Below are 14,412 nucleotides of genomic sequence, written 5' to 3' on the forward strand. Positions count from 1 at the left end.
TGCACAGTCAAATTTATGGCGCGCCGAGGTCGGATTAACTCAACATTAACCGAACAGATGGTAAACCTTTGCCGCATTTTGCGCTTGGTGGATCTGTTGCATCTCGTCGACTATTGCCTGGCGCTCCCCTGTCGCCACCTCAAGCAATTGCCGGTATACCCCCAACAACTCCTCAAGATTCTCGCGCAAGGCGGTCTCATCGACCTGAGCCTCGCTGAGCACGTCCTCCATGCACGAACGGCAGGCCAGGTCTAATTCACCGATGGCTTCCCAGTTACGCTCCGCCAAGGCACCTACCAAGGCTTCACGGGTTTGTTCGATACGCTGCAGGACAGCACTCATGGCAACCTCCTTAAAACTGCGAGCCCGGCTCGGCGATGGCATCCCAGCCATCTTTCACCGTGCGGAGCAGATCGGCGACCTCATCAAGAATCTTTGTGTCGGTCTTGATGTTGGCCTCAGCCAGACGCTTCATCATGTAGGTGTAGAGGCTGTCCAGATCACCCAGGCTATCCAGCGAGTTTTCCAGATCCAGACCTTCACGCAAGCCACCGATGATGCCGATGGCCTTGCTGATAAATACGCCTTTGTTGGCGACATCTTTGCGCTCGATCGCGCCCTTGGCCTGAGCGATACGATCCAGGCCACCTTCCATCAACATCTGCACCAGGCGATGCGGACTGGCGACGGAAGTTTGCGCCTGGGCACCAATTTTCTGGTACTGCCGAAGGGCTAGCATCGGATTCATGTTGTACCTCATCAAAACTCAAGGGTTCGTATAAGCAGTGTATCGACACCGCGTCAAAAAACTTTAGATCAAAAGCAAAAAGCCCGGAACGCTGGAATAGCGTTGCCGGGCTTTTGGCGCAGGCTGAATATTAGCCTTTTTGCTGCGCGGTCAACGCCTCAAACATCGACGTAATGTTGCTGGCAGTGGCTTTAAGCTGCCCGACCAATGTATCCATCGCAGCGTACTTTTTGGTCAACACAGACGTCAGGGTTTCAATACGGCGGTCCAGCGCCTCCTGATCAGCGGTCAGGCGGTTCTTGGTCACCGACAAGGCCTTGGAGCGCGCTGTCAGGATACTCTCTTGCGTAGGGGTAGCGCCCTGAGTGAATTGCTTAGTTGCGCTGTCCATCCGCGCCAGCAGACCGTTGTCGCCGGTAAACATCTCCTGGACTTCACTGCCAAGCTTCTTATCGTTCATCGCCGTGGCGTACTTGGTGGTATCGAAATCCAGAGCGCCGGTCTTCTGGTTGGTGGTAATCCCCAACTGAGCCAGTACCGTCAGAGTGGTACCCGCACCGACCTCGGACAACGGCTTGCGAATTTCCGCCAGGATCGACCGCGGCAACGCGTCGCCCGTCATGGCCGCTGCCGTGGTGGTGCCATCGTCGTTCACAGTGGCCTTGGTCAGGGCCGTAATGCCGTTGGCCACCGCGTTATAGGCATCGACGAACTTCTGGATCGAGGCTTTCAAACCGTCGGTATTGGCTGCCACGGTAATGGTGGTTCCAACGGAATCAGCAGCCACAAGATTCAGGGTTAGTCCCGAAACCGCTTTATCAATGGTGTTTTTACTGCTGGTCAGCGCCAGTCCATCTACCGAATATTTCGCATCCAACGCCACGGAACCGATGGCTCCCGAGGAGGTGGCTGTCGGGGTGTCACCCATCAAGGCAGTGCCGTCGATTTCCAGCCCAGCGATGCCGCTAACGGAGATATCGGACCCCGCCCCAGTGGTAGTAGATCCCAGCACCAAACGCGAGCCAAAGGAGTCGGTGACGATGTTGGCGCTAATACCCGCGCCCTTCAGCGCAGAGTCACTGTTGATCGAGTCGCGCACCGATTGCAGGGTGGCGCCGCTTTTAACTGAAAGATTGTAATCAGTGCCATTTTGACTGATTTTCAGGTCACCAGTCGGAATAGCACTGGTCGTGCCGCCGGCGAAGGCAGCACTGGCTACTTTCGAGGAGGTCGCCAGGTTAGTCACCTTGACCACGTAGGTACCCGCTACTGCCGTATTGGTGGCAGTGCCTGTAACCGCTTTGTCATTGGTGGTTGTGGCGGCAAAACCATTGAACTGCGGCGTAGTGGTGCTGCCGAGTGTCTTGATGGTGGTTTGAAAAGTCGCCAGCAACGACTGCAGCTTGGCAATACCCGAAATGCTCGCAGTATTGGTCGCGGTCGCGCGCGTAATCTGACCCTGCTTGGCAGCCTTGTCAGCATTCACCAGGGCTTCGACGATGCCACTGATGTTCAGGCCGGAGCCCAGACCAGTACTCGGTACAATTGGACTTGCCATGTTGATCTCCCTTTTCGTGTGCCGCCGGTCTTTTGACCGCTACAAGGCTCAAAAGAACTTAACAACAATATTCGTGCCAGCCGTCAGACTTTAGCACTGAACAATAGACTGCTCGCATCATTCAAACTATTGGCCAAACGCAGGACTTCTTCATTGGGGATCTGCCGAACCACCTCACCCGAATCACTGGCAATCACTTTGACCACCACTTTTCCGGAAGGCTCATCGATCGAGAACTCCAGGTTACGCTTGACCGACTGCACGAACTTTTCGATTTCCTGAACAGCCATCTTCAGTTGGTCCTGCTCGCTTTGAGGGTCTTTTTTACTCTCGTCACTGGTAGCCGACAACTCCGCCACAACGACCTGAGGCTTCTCCAGCGGCTTTTCAGCAACCGGGGCTGCAGCATGCGCCGTCGGATAAGACAAGTTCAGCTTCACGCTCATATCCATGTCCATCACCTCTAAAAGTAAAAAAGCGGGAGAGCACGACCAGCGCACTCACCCGCCAAAGCTTAGCCAGCTATTACTGAAGCAGCTTCAGTACAGCGGATGGCAGTTGGTTGGCCTGGGCCAGAACTGCGGTGGAAGCTTGTTGCAGAGTTTGTTGCTTGGTCAGCTGTGCAGTTTCAGCAGCGAAGTCGGTATCTTGTACGCGACCCAGTGCAGCACTGGCGTTTTCGTTGATGTTCTGCAGGTTGGAGATGGTGCTGGTCAGACGGTTCTGTGCAGCACCGAGGTCGGCACGGCTGGTGTTGATGGTTTTCAGAGCCGCGTCGATTGCAACCAGAGCAGCGCTGGTGCTGGTTTCTGCAGTGGCGCTGTCGTTACCGGTGATGGAGATCGTACCCGATGCAACACCCAGGGTGGTGGCGTCGAAGCCGCTGTCCAGGGTGATGGTGATCTGGTTGGTTGCGCCGGTGTTGGAACCGACCTGGAAGGTCATGGTGCCAGCGGAACCGTCGATCAGGTTTTTGCCGTTCAGGTTGGTCGACGCTGCGATACGAGTCAGCTCGTCCGACATGGTCGCGAATTCTTTGTTCAGAGCGACACGGTCATCGGTACCGTTGGAGTCGTTTCGCGACTGAACAGCCAGTTCACGCATACGCTGCAGAATGTTGGTGGATTCTTGCATCGCGCCTTCAGCGGTCTGGGCGATGGAGATACCGTCGTTGGCGTTTTTGATCGCCATGGTCTGACCACGGATCTGCGAAGTCATACGGGTAGCGATTTGCAGGCCGGCGGCGTCGTCTTTAGCGCTGTTGATTTTCAGGCCGGAAGACAGGCGAGTCATCGAAGTCGACAGAGCATCGGAAGCCTTGTTCAGGTTTTTCTGAACGTTCAACGATGTGACGTTAGTGTTTACTGTTAAAGCCATGACGAATTCCTCGTTGGTTGGGTACTGCGGCTTCCGGCCCTGGCAACCGCCGGGTATGGCCTAGAGAACCTTCGTAATAGTTATCGTCGGCAATGCAAGTTGCTTGAGGGCTTTTTTAAAAAAAATTGCCATCACACTGCCACCCCCCGTAAAACAAGGGCTTAGGCACGAGACACCCAAGAAAATGACGCCAGAAAAACACCGGGGTAAAGACCGATCCCGGTATCAACACCCAAACGATCAGGCCGCGAACGCTGCCTGCAACCACTGCACCAACTCGTATTCCATGTAATCCGCCACGCCCAACCAGTCTTGCGCCTCCTGGCGCCCCAATATCTGGGTCAACCAATGGGTCCATTCTGGTTCGAGCTCCATCCGTTCCTCGAGCAACGCCTGTACCCGCGCACAGAGCTCAACCATCAATAACGACGCTTCGACATCCCGCCCCAGGCGAAACAAACCGGCCCCCTGCTGCAGGCCAACGGACAACGACTCGACCTCATTCACGGCATGTACTCCCCATGGAAGGTGGTGCCGGCGATCATTGCCCCGGCGCGACTGGTGTTGAAGAACGCCACATCGGGCTGCCCGGCAATATAACGCTCCAGCTCGCACAGGTAGCTGCGGAAATTGAGCTGGGTCCTGACCCGCCGCCCATGCCCATCGAGCAACCAATGCTTGGCGACGCCCAATTGGGGCCCAAGGTGGCCATCCTTCCAGCCCGCGTGGGTTTTATTCATGGGGAAGGCAAAGTCAGCACCGAACAGTGTCACCCGACGCGCACCCAGGCGCACCGCCAGGTCCACCGCCGGGTGAATCACACTGCCCCCGGTATGCAACTGCGCCCGAGGCACCTGCTGGCGCAGCGCCTGATACACCGGGCTGGCCGAATAACCGACGTAACGCGGCCCCTTCCAGCCCTGCAACACCAAGGGGTTGGCCAGAGGCATGTACACCAGGCCGACGTCCGCCGAGTCATCGGGTGGCAGATGGCGCAGGTTGATCAAGCGATCGATGGTCACCACCAGATCAGGCTTGATGCCCTGAGCCAACAATGGCTGATACGCCGTATCCACACAGATCAACAACGGCCGCTGGGCCTGCTGGCGAATGTCGCGAAGACGCTCGAAGTGGTGCTCCAGGCTGGGGCCCGTGGCGATGACAAAGACTTCGCGCCCAGGCTGACTATCAAACAGCTCGGCAACATCCCGATCGCGCTGCACCCACTCCAGGCTGGCCGCCAGGCGCTGGGCAATCTCCGGATGATCGGCAGAAAACTGCCGATTGTTGAACCCCAGGTGAGTCTCGCTCACCAAGCGATCGCGGATCTTGGCATTGAAGTCATCCGCCAGCACCAGTTCGGCCGGCAACGCAAAGAACGGAAGCTGGATCTCCGGCAAGTCGCCGGCATAACACAGCTGTACACGTGGGTCCTGCAGCCAATCCTGCTGCTCCAGCAACTGCAGCACCAGTTTGAACACCGCGCCATTGAGAATATGCACCCAGAGGTGCTTCAGCCCCGGGCGCTCCAACAGCACCCTGGCCAGGTCTCCGAGCCCGGTGCCATAAAGATGCAGTAGCGCGCTGTCGGGCAGGCTCTCGGCCTGTAAACGCGCCTCCCGCAGACGGTCATGGCGACTGCTGAGCTGAATGCCGGCGATGCTCAGGGTCGAACCTAGGCCCTCCATCAGTTCGGCCTGCAACACCTCGCTGTCCTCGGCCTGCACCCGGTCGAGCAATACCGGCCATCGCGCCTGCAACACCAGGGCATTGCGCTCGAAGATCTCACTCATGCCGCCTCGCTCATCATTCGTGCAAAAAAATAGCGCTCAAGGTTACACCCTGAGCGCTATGTGTGAAGCCTGAAGAACCGTCAACTCATGGACGATGGAGGATCGCCGAACCCCATGACAGGCCTACGCCGAACCCACTCAGGGCCACGCGCTTCCAGTCCGAGTCCAGGACATGTTTCTCCAGCAGCAAAGGAATGCTCGACGACACGGTATTACCGGTCTCGACCATGTCCTTGATGAATTTCTCCGGGTCGCCCTCGAAGCGTCGCGCCACGGCGTCGACAATCGCCGCGCTGCCTTGGTGAATGCAAAACGCATCGATATCGTCGGCACTCAAACCGGACTCATTCAGCAGCTCGTGCAAATGCGCCGGTACTTTCAGCAAGGCAAAATTGAACACCTGACGACCGTTCATAAAGAACACGCCGTCGCTGACTTTCAAATGGGGAGCACCGGAACCGTCGGTACCGAATTTGGCCTTGCCCAACTGCCAGGCGGCATCTTCGCCCATCCAGGTGGCGGTCGCTGCATCGCCGAAGAGCATGGTGGTATTGCGGTCTTCGGGGTCGACAATCTTCGAATACGGATCAGCAGTGACCAACAAGCCGTTCTTCAGGCCTGCCGCTTCCATAAAGCCCTTGATTGCGTAAATGCCGTAGACATAACCGGAGCAACCCAGGGAAATATCGAACGCCGCGACCGTGGTCGGCAGGCCCAATTTGTCCTGGACGATAGCGGCGGTGTGCGGCAAACCTTCTTCGTCACCATTCTGGGTAACGACGATCAATACGTCGATGGCTTCGCGCTTGAGTTCAGGATTGCTGGCGAACAACGCATTGACCGCTTCGACACACAGGTCCGAGGTTTCCTGGCCGTCATCTTTGCGCGGCAGGAAAGCGGAACCGATCTTGCCCAGGATGAATTCTTCATCCTTGGCGAATTTTGCACCTTGTGCGTAATTGTCCACGCCGGCTACAGGCACGTAGCTCGCAATGCTCTTTATGCCAATCATTACGGCTTCCCAATAATAAACAGCCCAATACCCTCCATCGATAAACGATCGAGGGCTGCCGATAAACAGGTTTTTGTTGCCCTCGCCAAGAGGGCACCGGAAGAACAAAGGGCTATCACAGGACCAAACACCGGCCTGGCGCCATCTCCCCGGCCAATACAATACAGTGAAGATGCGCGTTATGACTCGCAGGTCACGCTATTTTGCCGAATCCACCGACAAAGCCCCCTTCGACAGACACGCAATTCCGGGCCCCGACCATCGATCGAACCTGGAATCATTGCACCTCGCCGCCAGCCTTCAGTGCCGCATAAAGGTACTCGGCACGCAGCCAGTCCTCCTCGGTATCGATGTCCTGCACCAGGTGCCGGGGCAGGATCACCGGCAGGCTCCGCGAGGAAAACATGACTTCTCCGGCCAGCCAGGCCTGGGTGCGGCCCCAATAAAACTGCCCGGCATCCTGATAGGCCTCGGGCAAATCCTGGGAGCGGGTGTCGCGAAACTCAGGGTACAGCGGCGTCAAGGCGCCCTCCCCGTCCAGGCACAAAGCCCGTTGCACCGGAAACCCGAAGCCGCAGACGGAAAAGGCAAAGGACTTGTCCGGGTGCTGCTGCAGCGCTTCCAAGCCTTGGCGCAGATAGCGCGCCTGCAGCAACGGCGCCGTGGCGTAGATGCAACAGCTGTAGTCAAAGTCTTGGCCCTGCTCATGCAGGGTCTCCAAGGCGTGGGCAATGACGGCCCCAGTGCCGGTAAAATCATCGGCCAGGGCTAGTGGCCGCATAAACGGCACCCAAGCCCCGCTGCGCGCGGCCAACTCGGCAATCTCCACGTCGTCGGTACTGACCAATACCTTGTCGAACAACCCCGAATTCAAGGCAGTACGAATCGAGCGGGCAATCATCGGCTCGCCATCGAACGGCTTGAGGTTCTTGCGCGGGATACGCTTGCTGCCACCACGGGCCGGAATAATGGCGATGCGACTCATCAGGCCCGTCCGCTGAGAACACGCCGCACATGGGCGGCGCTTTCGTCCTGCTGTTCATCGGTCAGTTCCGGGTACAGCGGCAGGCTGATGGCTTGGTGGAAATACGCTTCAGCCTCAGGGAAGTCACCCTCCGCAAAGCCCTGTTCACGGTAATACGGCTGCAGGTGCACGGGGATGTAATGCAGGTTCACCCCCAGGCCTGCCGCGCGCAGTTGCTCGAAGACCTCGCGCTGGCTCAGGCCGATCCTGTCCAACTGCAAACGCACCACATACAAATGCCAGGCCGACTCAGCCCCCGGCTGGGCACTCGGCAAGGTCAACGGCAACCCCGCCAACAGGGACTCATAGCGGCCGGCCAGCCGACGACGCTGAGCGACAAACTCATCGAGCCGGGTCATTTGCGAAAGCCCCAACGCCGCATGCACATCGGTCATCCGGTAGTTGAAGCCCAACTCCAACTGCTGGTAGTACCACAAGCCCTCGGCCGGAACATCCATCTGTGCCGGATCAGAGGTAATGCCGTGGCTGCGCAGCCGCCGCAGACGCTCGGCAAATTCGGGGCGGTTGGTCAGGACCATGCCGCCCTCGGCACTGGTGATGATTTTCACCGGGTGGAAACTGAAAATAGTCATCGCCGCATGCGCCCCGCAACCCACCGGCCGCCCCTGGTAAGAAGCGCCCACCGCATGGGCCGCATCCTCGATCAGGACAAAACCATAGCGCTCGGACAACCGCGCGATCGCCTGCATGTCACAGCTCTGGCCAGCGAACGCCACCGCCACCACCACCTTGGGCAAGGTACCGCTGGCTTCGGCGAGCTCCAGCTTCTGCGCCAGCAACCGGGCGTCCATGTTCAGCGTCTGTGGATCGATGTCGACAAAATCGACCTCGGCACCGCAGTAACGCCCACAGTTGGCCGAGGCGACAAAGGTATTGGGACTGGTCCACAGAGCATCGCCCGGCCCCAACCCCGCCGCAAGGCAAGCAATGTGCAGCGCGGCGGTGGCATTGCACACCGCCACCGCGAAACCGGCCTGGCAATACTCCGCCAGGGCGCCCTCGAAACGCTCGATCATCGGCCCCTGGGTCAACCAGGGCGACTTGAGCACCTCCATCACCGCATCGATATCGGCCTGATCGATACTCTGGCGCCCATAAGGAATCCGGTAAGGCGTCATAGCGGCTGCTCAAGGCAGGCGGCCGGGCCCGGCGCTAGGCCCAGGCCATGGAGCACGGAAGTATCGTTATGCATGGTTCAACCCCTTCTGGCGGTGATCAACTGACGAGCAACTGCGCCCAGTCCACACCGGAGGCGGCACTGAGGGTGAAAGCCTTGCCCGTCAAGGCCAGGTTCTGGTTATAGGCCACATCCTGGGCAAACCGCGCCGACCACTTGTCCACCAGGGCCGCAGCGGCCTGTGGGTGATCCGGCAGGATGCCCAAATGAACCATCTGCGCCCGCGGCGTCCACACCGTCAGGTAGCCAGCATCAGCGGCCTTCAGGCACAGGTCGACATCGGCGAACGCCTCGGCGAAATGCTCTTGATCCAAGCCGCCCAGGGCTTGGTACAACTCTTTGCGGACCATCAGGCAGGCGCCCGATACAGCACTGTAGTTCTGCTCGGCCCACAGGCGATTCAGATAACCGGCTTCGCTCTTCGGAGCGCCGACAAATGCCGCGCCCACGCCACCATTGAGCCCCAGGATCAGGCCGGCCTGAGTGGTAACGCCCTGCTCATCCACCAGATGCGCGCCGACAATCCCCACTTCCGGACGCTGAGCCTGATTGACCAGGCTGTCGATCCAGTTAGCATTGCCCACTTGAGCGTCCGCCGACAGCAGTACCAAGTACTCTCCCCGTGCTTCCTGGCTCAGGGCATTGGACAGCTCGGCTGGGCTCAGGCGCTGCTCAGTCCGCAACACTCTTACGCGGTTGCCCTGCTGCTCCAGGCTACCCAGCCAGGTCGTCAGTTCCGAGCTCTGGTTGTGGTTATCGGCAATCAACACTTCATACCGCGAGTAGCGGGTACGCTGCAGCACGCTGACCAGGCAAGCTTGCAGCTCGGCGAAGTTATCTTCGGCCTGCAACAGGATGGAAACCAGCGGCCGCTCGGCATGGCGGTAATCGACCTGGTAGACACCCGACTGCTCAGTGCCAATCTGCGCACGGTAGCCACGGATCCCCAAGTGACGGGTGAGCATACGCTTGACCAGGCCGGCCTCGAGAGGCTCCTGGACCTCACTGATCAACAGTGGCTCGGCCAAGTGGGCCAGGCCCGCCAGGCCACCCTGCTCGATCAGGCACAGCACTAGGTCGAATTCCAGGCCCGGCGCGAAGTCGACCGAGTAGCCACCGACATCGGCCCAGATCTCACGACGCACCAACCAGTGTCCAGCCATCAGGTCCGGAACGCTCTGCAGCAGGTCGAGGTTGACCCCGGGGCGGAACACATCCCTCAGGGTGCCGTCGGCCTGGCGCTGGACCTCGTCCATCGCCACCGCACGGCAGCCCGAAGCGTCGAGCAGTTCCAGGCTGGCACGTAACAGGCCGCTTTGGGTAAACAGATCCCCTGCCCGTACCAGCAGCAACCAGCCCGCAGTGGACTGGCCGGCGAGCTGGTTGAGGCGCTCTACATAGTTGCTGGCAGTGACTTTGACGAAGTGCACCGTGTCTTGCGGTCGCGTGGACGCCGGCAGATCACCCGCAGTCAGCACCACCACCTTGAAGGCCTTGCAATGACTGGCCACCAAGCTGTCGAAGGTCGCCTGCAACTTGGCCATGTTGCCCTCAAGGTCGAGCAACAGGATGCAGAACTGCGGTCCACCCTTGTGCTTGGCCAAGTGCGCGGCAATCGCCTTGAGTTGCAGGGTGTCCGGCTTACGTGCGTCCAGCCAGTTCAGCAGGCGCCCCGACGGCATACCGTCCAGCAGGGTGCGGCTGTGCGTGGTCGGCACGGCCTCCAGGCGCTCGACCCAGGCCTGCAGTTGCGCCACCAGTTGCGGCTCATCACTGCCCGCCAGGGACTGCAGCAGGCGCTTGACCACCTGTAGGTTGAAGACGTTGCTATCCAAAGCGACCCAAAGACGGTTGCGTATCGTCGCCTCGGTATCGTTGGGCTGGACCCGCAGCAGTTCTTCCTGTTTGAGCAGGATGCCCTCCAGTTGCTTAAGCTGCGGCCGGCTGGTCGGCATGCTGTGGATCAGGAATTCGAACTGGGTCAACAGATCGAACACTTTCTGGTTATAGAACGGCATCTCGACAAATTGACGCTCGCCGAAGCTGCGCACTGGCGCCATGGTCGATTCCAGCCAATTGGAGCGGAAGATCCGCACCCCCTCAAGGGAGCGCCCGCTTTGCAGGCAATCGCCCATGGCCTGGAAACTGTCGAGCAGCAATTGCTTGCGCTCTGCCGCGGAACCCTCAAGCCGGGTGGGCAGCGATGCCAGAAGCTCGGCGAATTGTTCACGCTGGGCAACACTCTTGGCATCGTTGTAAAGCAATACCGTCAGCACATTAGTGTTGTGTTGGGAGCCGCCTGAGTTGACTTCGCGCACAGCGTAGGGGATCGGCAGAATCCGCGCCTTGGCGCAGGCCAGCAGGTAGATTGCATGGCCGATTTCCTGCCACTCGAAGCTGACCCCGGCAGGTAACTGGCTAAACCACTGCTGCAGCAGTTCGGTGCGGGTCACCCCATAGAACGGCGGCAGAAACTGGCTCATGAACTCCATGACCCGTTCACCGGCCTGCTCCGAGCAGTAGTCTTCACAGACACGGCGGTCACGGCGGAAATACTGGACTTCGTTAGCGTGCGCCGAATACATGATCCCGTAGCCATGGCACAGGCCGTAGTCGGGGTTGGCCTGGAGGAATTCCACAGACTCGTTCAGAGCGTCGAACAACAGGAAGTCGTCATCGGCGGCAAACGCCATGTACGGCGTGGTCACCTGGGCCACTCCGTAATTCAGCTTGTCTTGCAGACCCGAGTAAGCGAACTGCGGCAAGTGACGGTAATCCGCTGCGGGATAATCCACCGCCAGGCGCTCATCACCTTCCGAAGACGAATCCAGCACCAGGACCTTGCCCGCAAACCCCTTGTAGTACTCCATGGTGCGGCGCAAATAGGCTTTACGATTGTGGGTAATCACTACCAGAGTAAAGCGCTCACTAAGTGGTGCGACGTCTTGAACCATGTTCTGAACCTGCATATTCCTGTCCCCACAACCAGCTGACCGCCGGCATTCTGAAAGCGATGGTAATTAGCGAACCCGGCGCAGATAACCGTCTGGCGCCACAGTGATCAGCAACTTGTTCTGCATCTGCTGGTCGATTTCAAAATCGCGATTTTCTTCCAGGTAGGCCCAGACCGCGGTCTTGGGGTTGTCACCCGGGCCCCACGGACGATCGGGGAAGAAGTCCGCCGGCATGTCCTCGACCACGGTGTCCATCACCACGCAGTAGCTGTCCACCGACACCAGCGGCGCGTACAGGCGCAATTCTTCGAGTACATGCTCGTGAGTGTGGTTGGAGTCGAGCACCAGAATCACCTTCTTGCCCGCGGCCAATGCGCGAACCTGCTCGACCACCGCCAGGTCAACGCTGGAGCCTTCGATCATGCTGATGCGCTTGAACATCGGATGGCTTTCGATCGCCTCGCGGTTGTGCGGGCGGATGTCGCGGTCGATGCCAAGGACTTCACCGTGGCCCTGCAACTCCAGCAGCGAGGCGTAGTAGATGATTGAACCGCCGTGGGCGATACCGCACTCGATCACCAGGTCTGGCTTGACCTGCCAGATGATCTCTTGCATCGCCATCATGTCCTGGGGCAGTTGAATGATCGGCCGGCCCATCCAGGAGAAGTGATAGCTGTACTTGTGCTTGGCCGACTCGTTGAAGAAGTCCCGGGCCAGGCCCTTGAGGTTTTCATTCTCGCCCTGAGCGCGGATTTCCGCCTGGCTCTCGGCTTCGAATGCTTGTGCGTGTGTTTGAGTCATGTCCGGTCTCACTGAAAAGTCATTGGAATGCGGCACTGTCGACGGCGTGATAGACGTAGCGCCCATCGGTCATGCGCTGGATTTCTTCCAGGTAATTCGAATTCATCACCAGCAGGTGGGCACCCGCCGGCAGGCTGTCCAGGGCTTCCTGCGGGGAAGACACGCGCGCACCGCTCAACGGCAGGTAACGCCCCTGCTTGGACGGGTTGATGTCCACCACATGGTCCACCGTTACCCCGGCCCGCTGCAGGAACAGCGAGTAAATGACGCCCTTGGACGATGCCCCCCAGATGCCCACGCCCTGGCCGGCGCTGCCCTGAATCAGCGACACCGCGTGCCGCAGGCTGGCAGTGAAGTGCTCCGCCAACTCCAGACGCTGCACCGGCTCTTCGCAGTCGCGGCGCAAGGTCGACAGGTCGGCCACCAGGTATAGATACTGCCCGCCGAACAAGTGCCCGGCTTCATGCACGGTGCCGAACAGACGCCGCAGATCGCCGAGGCGGAAATAATTCACGTGTTCGTAGAACACATCGAACCAGGCGTTGTGTTCGACGATCCAGTCGAAGCACGGCACCTCGATATAGATCTGCCCGCCTTGGTTGGCCGCAGCGATCTCTTCGAGGAAACCCACCGGGTCGCTGATGTGTTCCAGCACATGGCGCAACACGATGGCATCGGCGGCCAACCCCAGTTCACGGGTGAACGGCGCCTTGATTACCTCCGGGTTGTCGCCCTCATAGGAGGGGTCGATGCCGGTGATCGAGTAGCCGCGATCGCGCAGCATCTCGAGGAAATAGCCCTTGCCGCAGCCCACCTCGATCAGCTTGCGGTCCTTGAAATGCCGGGCGATCACACCTTCGACATCCTGCAAGTGCCGCTGGAACTGGCCGGAATGGGCCTGTTCGTTCTGATAGTCGCTGTCGTAGCTGAGCTTGTCGGCGTCAAAGGCCTGATTGAAGATCAAGCCGCTGTCGTCGTCCTGCACCAACACGATATCGGCGCTGCCTGAAGCCCGAGCCTGCTCGGCCGTGGCGAAGGTGCGATTCTGCAACACCGGCAAACCGGTAGCGCGATACAACTCATGCCTCATGGGCGTCTCCTGCCAGGCGCTGCAACCGCTGGTTCACACCCCAAAACGCCAAGGGTTCGTGGGCCGCGTAAGGGTAGTGCCCGAGGTTCAGGGCAATATTCGAGTGACGTTGCCGGACCCGCTGTTCCACCAGGTCCCGCAGGGAAACCGGCTGACCACTGCAACAGTTGATCACTCCGGCCACGTCGCGCCGGGCCAGCAAACGGGCCAGCCACTGGGCCGCTTCTTCAATGGCCAGGTAGTCACGCAATTGATCACCGGCCGACATGTCGAACACTGCATCACCGGCATCGATCGCCCGATCCAGGCTGGCCAACAGGCTCTTGGGGTTCTGTCCCGCACCGTGCAGGTAGAACAGGCGCGCCCACTGCAGGGTAAACGGCTGCTCGCGCTGCAAGGCTTCAAGGAACAGGCGCAGGGTATTTTTGGCCAGCCCGTAGGGCGTGACGGGCTGCGGCGCAGTGTCTTCACTCAAGGCACCGTTTTGCAGGCCGTATTCAAAACAGGTACCGGTGACCAGCACCTGCTGTACGCCGCTTTGCACCACCTGTTTGATAAAGCGGTAGTCCGCCGGCAAGGTGTGCTCGAAATGACTCAAGGCCTGATAGTTCGGCAAGCCGGGCCAGGCCAGATGAGCCAGGGCGTCAACCCCGGCGGCCAAGGCAGCCACATCGAGGTCGGCGGCGTGCACATCGGCTTCGACAAACTCCACCGCCGAGAACCAAGGCAAGCACTCGGCCGGCTCACGTCGCCGGGCCACGGCGCGCACCGCAAAACCCCGCTCCAGCAAGGCACTCACCAAGTGCTGGCCGACAAAACCGGTGGCACCGGTGACCAGCACCTTGATGGCCGGCAAG

The 14,412-nt window shown here is 59.5% G+C and carries 14 protein-coding genes; all 14 read right to left on the reverse strand.

Features of this window, described 5'->3' with window-relative positions:
* Positions 1–45: 45 nt before the first annotated feature.
* The 14 genes from fliT to M1B35_RS24885 all read right to left on the reverse strand — a co-directional run bounded on the left by fliT (position 46) and on the right by M1B35_RS24885 (position 14,402).
* On the reverse strand, positions 46–342 hold the full coding sequence (gene fliT / locus M1B35_RS24820; protein ID WP_123330093.1) for a flagellar protein FliT: 297 nt from the start codon (positions 340–342) through the stop codon (positions 46–48).
* A 10-nt stretch (positions 343–352) separates the two neighbouring features.
* A complete protein-coding gene (gene fliS / locus M1B35_RS24825; protein WP_123330091.1) occupies positions 353–748 on the reverse strand; it encodes a flagellar export chaperone FliS in 396 nt (131 codons plus the stop codon).
* Between the two features lie 130 nt (positions 749–878).
* Entirely contained in the window at positions 879–2,306 is a 1,428-nt protein-coding gene (gene fliD, locus M1B35_RS24830; protein WP_268263371.1) for a flagellar filament capping protein FliD, read from the reverse strand.
* Positions 2,307–2,389: 83 nt separating this feature from the next.
* Positions 2,390–2,758: a flagellar protein FlaG gene (locus tag M1B35_RS24835; RefSeq protein ID WP_268263372.1), complete on the reverse strand. Its 369-nt coding sequence runs from the start codon at positions 2,756–2,758 to the stop codon at positions 2,390–2,392.
* 73 nt (positions 2,759–2,831) lie between these two features.
* Positions 2,832–3,683 carry a flagellin domain-containing protein gene (locus M1B35_RS24840; protein WP_268263373.1) on the reverse strand — a complete coding sequence of 284 codons (852 nt, stop codon included), beginning with the start codon at positions 3,681–3,683 and terminating at the stop codon, positions 2,832–2,834.
* A gap of 240 nt (positions 3,684–3,923) precedes the next feature.
* Positions 3,924–4,190: a hypothetical protein gene (locus M1B35_RS24845; protein ID WP_268263374.1), complete on the reverse strand. Its 267-nt coding sequence runs from the start codon at positions 4,188–4,190 to the stop codon at positions 3,924–3,926.
* Positions 4,187–5,476 (reverse strand): motility associated factor glycosyltransferase family protein, encoded by a 1,290-nt coding sequence (locus M1B35_RS24850; RefSeq protein ID WP_268263375.1) that lies wholly within the window; start codon positions 5,474–5,476, stop codon positions 4,187–4,189. Before M1B35_RS24850 ends, M1B35_RS24845 begins: the two co-directional genes overlap by 4 nt.
* 85 nt (positions 5,477–5,561) lie before the next feature.
* Positions 5,562–6,488 (reverse strand): ketoacyl-ACP synthase III, encoded by a 927-nt coding sequence (locus tag M1B35_RS24855; RefSeq protein WP_123330079.1) that lies wholly within the window; start codon positions 6,486–6,488, stop codon positions 5,562–5,564.
* Positions 6,489–6,765: 277 nt separating this feature from the next.
* Complete coding sequence (gene pseF / locus M1B35_RS24860; RefSeq protein ID WP_268263376.1) at positions 6,766–7,473, reverse strand: pseudaminic acid cytidylyltransferase; 708 nt, start codon at positions 7,471–7,473, stop codon at positions 6,766–6,768.
* Positions 7,473–8,651 (reverse strand): UDP-4-amino-4,6-dideoxy-N-acetyl-beta-L-altrosamine transaminase, encoded by a 1,179-nt coding sequence (gene pseC / locus M1B35_RS24865; protein ID WP_268263377.1) that lies wholly within the window; start codon positions 8,649–8,651, stop codon positions 7,473–7,475. Before pseC ends, pseF begins: the two co-directional genes overlap by 1 nt.
* Before the next feature lie 97 nt (positions 8,652–8,748).
* Positions 8,749–11,679, reverse strand: a complete 2,931-nt coding sequence (locus M1B35_RS24870) for a TIGR00180 family glycosyltransferase (protein WP_268263378.1) — start codon at positions 11,677–11,679, stop codon at positions 8,749–8,751.
* A gap of 51 nt (positions 11,680–11,730) precedes the next feature.
* Positions 11,731–12,465: a cephalosporin hydroxylase family protein gene (locus M1B35_RS24875; RefSeq protein ID WP_268263379.1), complete on the reverse strand. Its 735-nt coding sequence runs from the start codon at positions 12,463–12,465 to the stop codon at positions 11,731–11,733.
* 19 nt (positions 12,466–12,484) lie between these two features.
* Positions 12,485–13,555 carry a class I SAM-dependent methyltransferase gene (locus M1B35_RS24880; RefSeq protein ID WP_123330070.1) on the reverse strand — a complete coding sequence of 357 codons (1,071 nt, stop codon included), beginning with the start codon at positions 13,553–13,555 and terminating at the stop codon, positions 12,485–12,487.
* Complete coding sequence (locus M1B35_RS24885; protein ID WP_268263410.1) at positions 13,545–14,402, reverse strand: NAD-dependent epimerase/dehydratase family protein; 858 nt, start codon at positions 14,400–14,402, stop codon at positions 13,545–13,547. The genes M1B35_RS24880 and M1B35_RS24885 overlap by 11 nt, the downstream gene beginning before the upstream one ends.
* Positions 14,403–14,412: the final 10 nt, after the last annotated feature.

It is taken from the genome of Pseudomonas morbosilactucae (genome assembly GCF_023241665.1).
Taxonomy (GTDB): domain Bacteria; phylum Pseudomonadota; class Gammaproteobacteria; order Pseudomonadales; family Pseudomonadaceae; genus Aquipseudomonas; species Aquipseudomonas morbosilactucae.

Bases quoted from the DNA above. Each gene is read 5' to 3' on its own strand.
- fliT (WP_123330093.1), bottom strand. From the start codon at position 342: ATGAGTGCTGTCCTGCAGCGTATCGAACAAACCCGTGAAGCCTTGGTA.
- fliS (WP_123330091.1), bottom strand. From the start codon at position 748: ATGAATCCGATGCTAGCCCTTCGGCAGTACCAGAAAATTGGTGCCCAG.
- fliD (WP_268263371.1), bottom strand. From the start codon at position 2,306: ATGGCAAGTCCAATTGTACCGAGTACTGGTCTGGGCTCCGGCCTGAAC.
- M1B35_RS24835 (WP_268263372.1), bottom strand. From the start codon at position 2,758: ATGGATATGAGCGTGAAGCTGAACTTGTCTTATCCGACGGCGCATGCT.
- M1B35_RS24840 (WP_268263373.1), bottom strand. From the start codon at position 3,683: ATGGCTTTAACAGTAAACACTAACGTCACATCGTTGAACGTTCAGAAA.
- M1B35_RS24850 (WP_268263375.1), bottom strand. From the start codon at position 5,476: ATGAGTGAGATCTTCGAGCGCAATGCCCTGGTGTTGCAGGCGCGATGG.
- M1B35_RS24855 (WP_123330079.1), bottom strand. From the start codon at position 6,488: ATGATTGGCATAAAGAGCATTGCGAGCTACGTGCCTGTAGCCGGCGTG.
- pseF (WP_268263376.1), bottom strand. From the start codon at position 7,473: ATGAGTCGCATCGCCATTATTCCGGCCCGTGGTGGCAGCAAGCGTATC.
- pseC (WP_268263377.1), bottom strand. From the start codon at position 8,651: ATGACGCCTTACCGGATTCCTTATGGGCGCCAGAGTATCGATCAGGCC.
- M1B35_RS24870 (WP_268263378.1), bottom strand. From the start codon at position 11,679: ATGCAGGTTCAGAACATGGTTCAAGACGTCGCACCACTTAGTGAGCGC.
- M1B35_RS24875 (WP_268263379.1), bottom strand. From the start codon at position 12,465: ATGACTCAAACACACGCACAAGCATTCGAAGCCGAGAGCCAGGCGGAA.
- M1B35_RS24880 (WP_123330070.1), bottom strand. From the start codon at position 13,555: ATGAGGCATGAGTTGTATCGCGCTACCGGTTTGCCGGTGTTGCAGAAT.